Origin of the sequence: Enterococcus pallens ATCC BAA-351 (assembly GCF_000407485.1) — a bacterium.
GTDB classification, from domain to species: Bacteria; Bacillota; Bacilli; order Lactobacillales; family Enterococcaceae; genus Enterococcus_A; species Enterococcus_A pallens.
The window spans coordinates 1-6,423 of sequence record NZ_ASWD01000011.1; the positions used below are offsets into that span (position 1 = coordinate 1).

At 41.3% G+C, this 6,423-nt stretch carries 7 protein-coding genes; all 7 read right to left on the bottom strand.

The window, feature by feature from the left end; genetic code table 11:
• Positions 1 to 482 (bottom strand): hypothetical protein (locus tag I588_RS26190; protein WP_016250101.1); only part of this gene is annotated, 482 nt, incomplete at its 3' end.
• Positions 479 to 1,225 carry a glycosyltransferase family 2 protein gene (locus tag I588_RS26195; RefSeq protein ID WP_010759108.1) on the bottom strand — a complete coding sequence of 249 codons (747 nt, stop codon included), beginning with the start codon at positions 1,223 to 1,225 and terminating at the stop codon, positions 479 to 481. The genes I588_RS26190 and I588_RS26195, both read right to left, overlap by 4 nt.
• Entirely contained in the window at positions 1,225 to 2,889 is a 1,665-nt protein-coding gene (locus I588_RS26200; RefSeq protein WP_010759109.1) for an aminoglycoside phosphotransferase family protein, read from the bottom strand. The genes I588_RS26195 and I588_RS26200 overlap by 1 nt, the downstream gene beginning before the upstream one ends.
• A complete protein-coding gene (locus tag I588_RS26205; RefSeq protein WP_010759110.1) occupies positions 2,874 to 3,257 on the bottom strand; it encodes an HAD family hydrolase in 384 nt (127 codons plus the stop codon). The genes I588_RS26200 and I588_RS26205 overlap by 16 nt, the downstream gene beginning before the upstream one ends.
• Before the next feature lie 45 nt (positions 3,258 to 3,302).
• A complete protein-coding gene (locus I588_RS26210; RefSeq protein WP_010759111.1) occupies positions 3,303 to 4,055 on the bottom strand; it encodes a winged helix-turn-helix domain-containing protein in 753 nt (250 codons plus the stop codon).
• Between the two features lie 85 nt (positions 4,056 to 4,140).
• Entirely contained in the window at positions 4,141 to 5,574 is a 1,434-nt protein-coding gene (locus I588_RS26215; protein WP_010759112.1) for a hypothetical protein, read from the bottom strand.
• A gap of 59 nt (positions 5,575 to 5,633) precedes the next feature.
• On the bottom strand, positions 5,634 to 6,332 hold the full coding sequence (locus tag I588_RS26220) for a winged helix-turn-helix domain-containing protein (protein ID WP_010759113.1): 699 nt from the start codon (positions 6,330 to 6,332) through the stop codon (positions 5,634 to 5,636).
• Positions 6,333 to 6,423 lie beyond the last annotated feature (91 nt).

Here is a 6,423-nt window from a genome sequence, read left to right on the forward strand (position 1 = left end):
TAATGGTGGTACTCAGAAGGAAGGGTAGAAAATGCTTGACCAATCCGTTTAATATCATTGATGGTGTAGCTTTGAGGTGCACTCTTTTTTCTTCTGCCAGAGACATTTTTGCAGCAATTCTCTGTCAGCTTATTTTCAAGAACAAATGCATCCATCGCTTTTTGTGCACTTTTCTTCACTTGTTCTCGGAACAATTTGGCTAATAATAAGGCGCAATCTGGTGCACCCGTCAGTACTTGAAGTTGAATCAAATCTGATAACAGCCACTCTTCTCCTTGCTCAAAGCCCAGACAGTTAAGATTCTTTTTTTCCCCGGCAATCGCTTCTGATACGACCACCGCATCATCCACCAACAAATTGCCCTTCTCAAGCTGTTGAAAAATCACTAATAAAATCAGTAAATTGCCTACTCCTTCATCGCCAAAGGGTTGGGCATGCTCTTCTAATTGAATATTGTTTAAGGTGTCTATTGAATAGTTCATATGTTCTCTCCTGTTTGAAAATTTTCTAGTTGATGATGAATAAATGTTTCTAACTCCTCCGGCGTTCCCAATGCCGCGTAACTATCCTCCGGTAAAAATACCGGATGAATCGTTTTTCCTCGTTCAATCAAATAGTTATACAAAGGAGCAATATAAATCTCGCCATATTCCGCCAATAATTGAGCGGACATCGCTTCAAAGGCTTCAGAGAAATCCTGCCATTGGCGGAAATAATATAAGCCTACCGATCCCCAAGAAGAAATCGGACGCTTTTCTGCCATCTCTGTAATCCGCTCCTGGGTTCTATCAAGCTTGGCAAAGGACCAATGAGTCCCTTCTGCTTTAAACAAGGGGACACTGCCATCCGCTTGGCGAATGGCTTCTTTGGAAAGATACTCAGGCTGAATTGTAGTATCGATGTTGTAAATTAGAATATCTTCATCCTTATTTATAAGTTCCGCTGCCTGCATAACCGTGTCGGCTTGTCCATTGGTCACTTCATCTAACTCGATGATGTCGTAGGTTTTAATTCCTAATCCCACAATTTCTTCTATTAAATACGTCGGAGAATAGCTGCCTTTTCTGACGATAAAAAGAAAGGTTTCGTCAAAAAACTGTTTTAACGAGCCTATTGCCCACGAGAACAAGCTGCGATCCCCAGCCATGATTTCATGTTTGGGCTGTGTATACCCTTGTTTAGTAAAACGGCTGCCTCGACCAGCCATGGTAATAATGACTTTCATCAGCTGCCTCCCAAATACGGCGCCAACAACTTCATCGCCTGCCCAAACATAATCTTCTGCCGTTCTGGATAATCCGCATGTAACGGAATCATGGACAAGAACAACAACCCTTCGATTAATCGAACCTGTTCAATCGGGTATCGTTGGGCAATACTTTCGTTCACTAATTCCGTAATCTCATTCTGCAGCTCCGTCTTATGAATCGTGTACGAATAGACTGTTGCGGTTTCCTGTTCCAATGTAAATTGATCCGTAATAATATGATCATAAGCACCTTCAAAGCTGTGCATGATCTTCGCGATATCGTAAAATTCATCCCCATAAATATCAAAGGAACCAAACTTCCCGCGTGGATCAATCAACTTCACTAGTTGATTGCTTACTTCAAATAAAATATTGCTTAGACAGAAATCGCCATGAATAATTGAAGCCGACTTTTCACTAATCAGCTGATTGTTTTCTAACAAGCTAAGTAAACGTTCCATGATTTCTTTCACTGGTAAATATGTCACACCATTGATGCTTGGTGCTGCTTCATAGAACACTTCAAACGCCGGATCTTCCATCAATCGCTTTACCCGATCCACAGTTTTCTGGTAGTAAATATCTTTCAAATCCTGCGGGTCCAGTTGTTTATTCGCGGAATGCAGCTTCATCTCTTGTCTCACAAACATCAGCTTGTCCATGATTTTTTCCCAAGCGCTGATTTCCAAGTTGCCGTAGATGTACAAGTTATGCAGAGTCTCATACGGATAATATTCCATTTCCACACAAGGTTGTTGCGTATCTAATGAGTAGTTATAAATCCTTGGCGTAAAGAATTGTAATTCCTCTGGCATTTTGATATACCATTCGATTTCATGAATCAGCTTTTTGGTATCGTCACTTTTCTTAGTGAGAATTCCACGTTGGTCATCAATCGTAATCGAATTAAAGAAGCGTGCTTGAACCAATTTCTTCGTTTCCAAGTATTCCTTCTCATGGCCCAAGTCCAGCCAAGTATCAGTCGAAATCAATTCCACCGAATGATAGTTTTCATCATAATCTTTGATGGCTTCATAAAAAGACCGGCTATCGTCCCGACCATTCTTTCCCTGTTCATACTCTTCCAGCAAGACCGACATACAGGAAAGCAGAAACTCCCTGCCACTTTGGAAGCCAAACACTCCGGCTACTAGCTGGCTGCTGGGTTTGTTTTGCGACTGCTCATTTTTATTGCTAAACCGCAAGCGATTCTCTTCGCGAACCACACTCGTCCAAGGCACCGCATTGTCTCGTGCACCAATTACAAGGTAGTCTTCAGCGGAAACAATAGTTTCTTGTACATACGTATCTCCAAAATTGACTGTTAAATGAAAATCCTCATTCACTAATGACAGAATCCGTTTCAATCCATTCCGAACCACCTGTAACAACGTCCGGCTTTCTTTACTGGTCAGGTACAGCTCATACACCGATTCCGAACGTTGCTTAAAGGATTCTCCATCGTCTGCCTGACTTTCATCTGACAGAATAAATACATAGTCTTTCTCACGATATTTCTCTAACAAGCTCTCTTCAATCGTGCCCTCCTCGAAAGGCAACATGAGAGGATAAATCGCCCCAAAGCGCTTTTGCATATCGGCTGAAATCTTTTTCGTATTTAAAATCATGACTGCTTCCATCGGTCATCCTCGATTCGTTCTAAAATTTCTTCTTCCGTCCATTCCAGAAATTCACTGGGACGGATGGCCCGATCATCAACATAGAAGCCTTGACCACACCACGGTTTCCCTACATGTAATTCGTCATAAGGGATATCCCAATTCTCCAACCATTCGGTCAACACCGGTACCATGTTGGCAGTAATCAAGCCCACATTTCCTTGGTACGTTCGCATTTGCCGGGCTGTATATAAAATGATCTTGTAGCCTTTTTCTTTATAAGCTTTCATCTGATCCACCACTTCTTGGATTGGTTCCAGATCAGCGTATTCCTTATTTCCCTTTTTCTCGCAAAAGGTATTATCGATATCCATTACAATGGCTTTCATCAGTTGCCTCGATTCTACGTAGTCTTTTACCTATCCATTCACAAATCAAACAGTTACTGAACTCATTTGCTTCGACTCTCTTAGATACTCGGTATCCAACTGACCCGTTGTCAGGTACAAATAAAAGTTGGGTGCCAACGCATAACCCTGCCCCCATTTGGTAATAATGGTATCTCCCTGATAGCCGATATTCTTAAATTTGCTTTTGATCTTGGTGGCAATGCAAGACAGCTGGCTGCGGTTGGAATCTGTTTCGCCTTCTGACCACAGGATGTCGCAAATTTCTTTACGGGATAACATTCTGCCTTTTGCCTCCAGCAACAATTTAAACAATCGTTCTTCTTTTTTGGAAAAGAAAATCCGACCACTAGAAGTCTGTAACGAGCGATTTTCCATGCTTTGAATGGGCGGACATTCCTGACTGTCACTTTCTACCCGTTCTTCATAGAACATTCCTTGCAGCATGACTAATTTTTCTCGCATCGCATCAAAGGGCAACGCCTTTGACAAGTACCCAGCGATGCCATCTTCTCGTTCTTCTTCATTGGGTTCACTTTCCGAGGTTAAGCGAATCACCAAGCTCTTGCCTTCCCCAATGGCAGCCATCAATTTTTTTGCTTCCAAGTTACTAATCGTTTCGCTCAGCATAATGATGGGAAAAAATTGAAAAATGGGAAACATCTGCGTATTTCTCACTCCTTCAGAGGAGCAAAACACTTCATAATTCAGTAACTGAAGCTGCTTTTGCAGTTGCTGTTCAGCTAATATATTTTTGGTGAGAAGTAGTATTTTATTCATACACTCACACTCCTTTACTTATGATTGTCATTCAATATACTCACTATTTTGTTTCAAAAATACTTATGTGATAACGTTCAGGCACTTAAAAATCATCCGATTCATTCTCCCAGACGTCCACTTCCTCAGTTATTACGGGTACCATCATGGGTGCTGCTAAAGGATTTCCATCACCATCCAAAGTAAAGTTACCATCTCTGGATAGACCATTTACTTCAAGCAGCTGAGCGAATTTCTCCTTGTCGGAAGCTGTTAATACATACTTGTTTTCTAGGTAGTTCAATAGACCCTGTAAAGTTGTCGCTTTAGACTCCACCATAGCTGTATGAAGCATGCCTAAGTTTAATTGTCTGGTTTCTTGATCCGATAACTCTTCATCCAAGTACCTTTGGGAAACACTGAAGCTTTCATCATTTGTTCCAGTATCCAGCAGGTCGTATAAAACATGGTAAACTGTTAAATTCACTGATTTACCGTAGAACCGATTATATTCCACAGTTTGAACTACCTTGTCGTGTTTCTCATTCTCATAGTTTTTCCTAAACATATCAGCGACAAAAATTGCCCAGCCTTCTTTGTAACTAGTCTGAGGATTAGGATTGAAACTATAATGATCCTCATAAACTCCTCCAGGCATACCGGTCGCCTGATACATATTCCAGTGTGTCCATTCATGCATAACTACACGCTTCAAATAGTAGTCCGTGTATATTCCTGTACTGTGGTTTCCAATAACGATATCTGATACTCCACTTTGGTCATACCCTCTTCTGCAAAAAGCACTACCACCTATGTGTTTTCCTTTTTCAAAATTCATATTTATTGGTTTCAGTTCAAAACGGGAACTCTCAGGCAATAACTGATTGGCCTGTTTGACTGCTTCTGTATATTCAGTAACTGCCTGATCAAAATAGCAATTGATTCGAGCCGCTTGAAAATTATAAAAATAAGAATCCGGATCAACTGTATTCCCAAACCTTGCTTTCGTATTGATATAATTAATCGTCTGTTTGTGATCAATCAACCTTAAGGTGAAGACAAAACCGTAGTGGTTTTTATTGAATTTCTGTACAAAACCACGGTTTTCATTACCTAAATAGTATCTAACCCTTAAGGCTGCTCCCTCTGAAGGAATCCCTTCAAGTTTAAAATTGAGAATCTCACCTTTTTCGTTTGTTACACCTTCACTAAGAAATGTCTCCTTGCCGTCCTTGCTATAATGGAGCTTATAATTTGTATTCGGAAATGGAACAGAAACTGAATCAGCTGCACCATCTGTTGTTTCAATATAGAACTTTTGCAGCTCAATCGTTCTAGTCTCATTGCTTTGTGCTAAGCTGCGTTTTGGTTTTCCCGTTTCCATTGAATCAGACGCTTCACCATCAATTGATTCATCTACAACTTCCTCAACAACAGGTTCAGTAACTTGCTCCACATCTTCAGCCTGTGTAACGGATTGAACGCCTAAAGAAATACCTAACAACCCCAACAGGATAAATACTATTAATTTCTTTTTCACCCTTCATCCTCCTAAACGTTACCTCAATCATGACTAGCTATTACTTTCTTTTAAGCTACTCACTCCACCAACTCCAACGAAAACTCCGGTGTCAGACAATACCCGCTGCCCCAAATCGTTCGCAACAGATCGTTACTAAAGCCTGCTTCAGCCAGCTTTTGCTTAATCTTTTTCACGATCACCGACAGCTGCGACATGCGAGAGTGTTCCAGCGGTTCATGCCACAAGTACTCACACAGTTCCTCCCGCGAGACAATCTCGCCGTTGGCTTCCTGTAAATAGAGAAACACCTGCTTCTCTCTTTTCGTTAAAGTCTTCATGAACTGCTCCTGCAGCTTTTCTGTCATCGCTGAGTGCTGGTAAGCAGACAACCACTGCTCTTCTTCAGTCTGTTGGACCTCTTCCATCTTATCCGCCAATCGTTCCCGCAGCTGATCCAGTGGAATAGTGTCGGTCAGCCATTCAGATAAGCCTAGTTCTCTCAGCTGTTCCTGTTCTTCTACAGAGGGCGCCATACTGAATTTGCGAAAGATTACCACGTTTCCAGAGACCAATTTAGGTAAAATTTCTGCGATCTCTTTATTGCTAATGGTTTCACTGAAGATGACGACCTGATGATCCACCATCACCCGGCCTTCTTTTCTTAACTGTTGGAACGCTTGAACCGAACACAATACTTCATAATTCAATTGCTGCAATTGGTCCTGTAGTCGTTGTTCTACTAATATATTTTTGGTTAATAACAAGATTAGCCGCATGTAGTCACTTCCTTTTCTCCTGATCACTCAATACGATTGGACAGGAAGCTGAAAGGCTTCTGCCGCTTCTTTAGAAATTTTGTTCATCGGT

What these genes read in the sequence shown, in the direction of transcription:
- I588_RS26195 (WP_010759108.1), bottom strand. Translation starts at nt 1,225, where the DNA reads ATGAAAGTCATTATTACCATGGCTGGTCGAGGCAGCCGTTTTACTAAA.
- I588_RS26200 (WP_010759109.1), bottom strand. Translation starts at nt 2,889, where the DNA reads ATGGAAGCAGTCATGATTTTAAATACGAAAAAGATTTCAGCCGATATG.
- I588_RS26205 (WP_010759110.1), bottom strand. Translation starts at nt 3,257, where the DNA reads ATGAAAGCCATTGTAATGGATATCGATAATACCTTTTGCGAGAAAAAG.
- I588_RS26210 (WP_010759111.1), bottom strand. Translation starts at nt 4,055, where the DNA reads ATGAATAAAATACTACTTCTCACCAAAAATATATTAGCTGAACAGCAA.
- I588_RS26220 (WP_010759113.1), bottom strand. Translation starts at nt 6,332, where the DNA reads ATGCGGCTAATCTTGTTATTAACCAAAAATATATTAGTAGAACAACGA.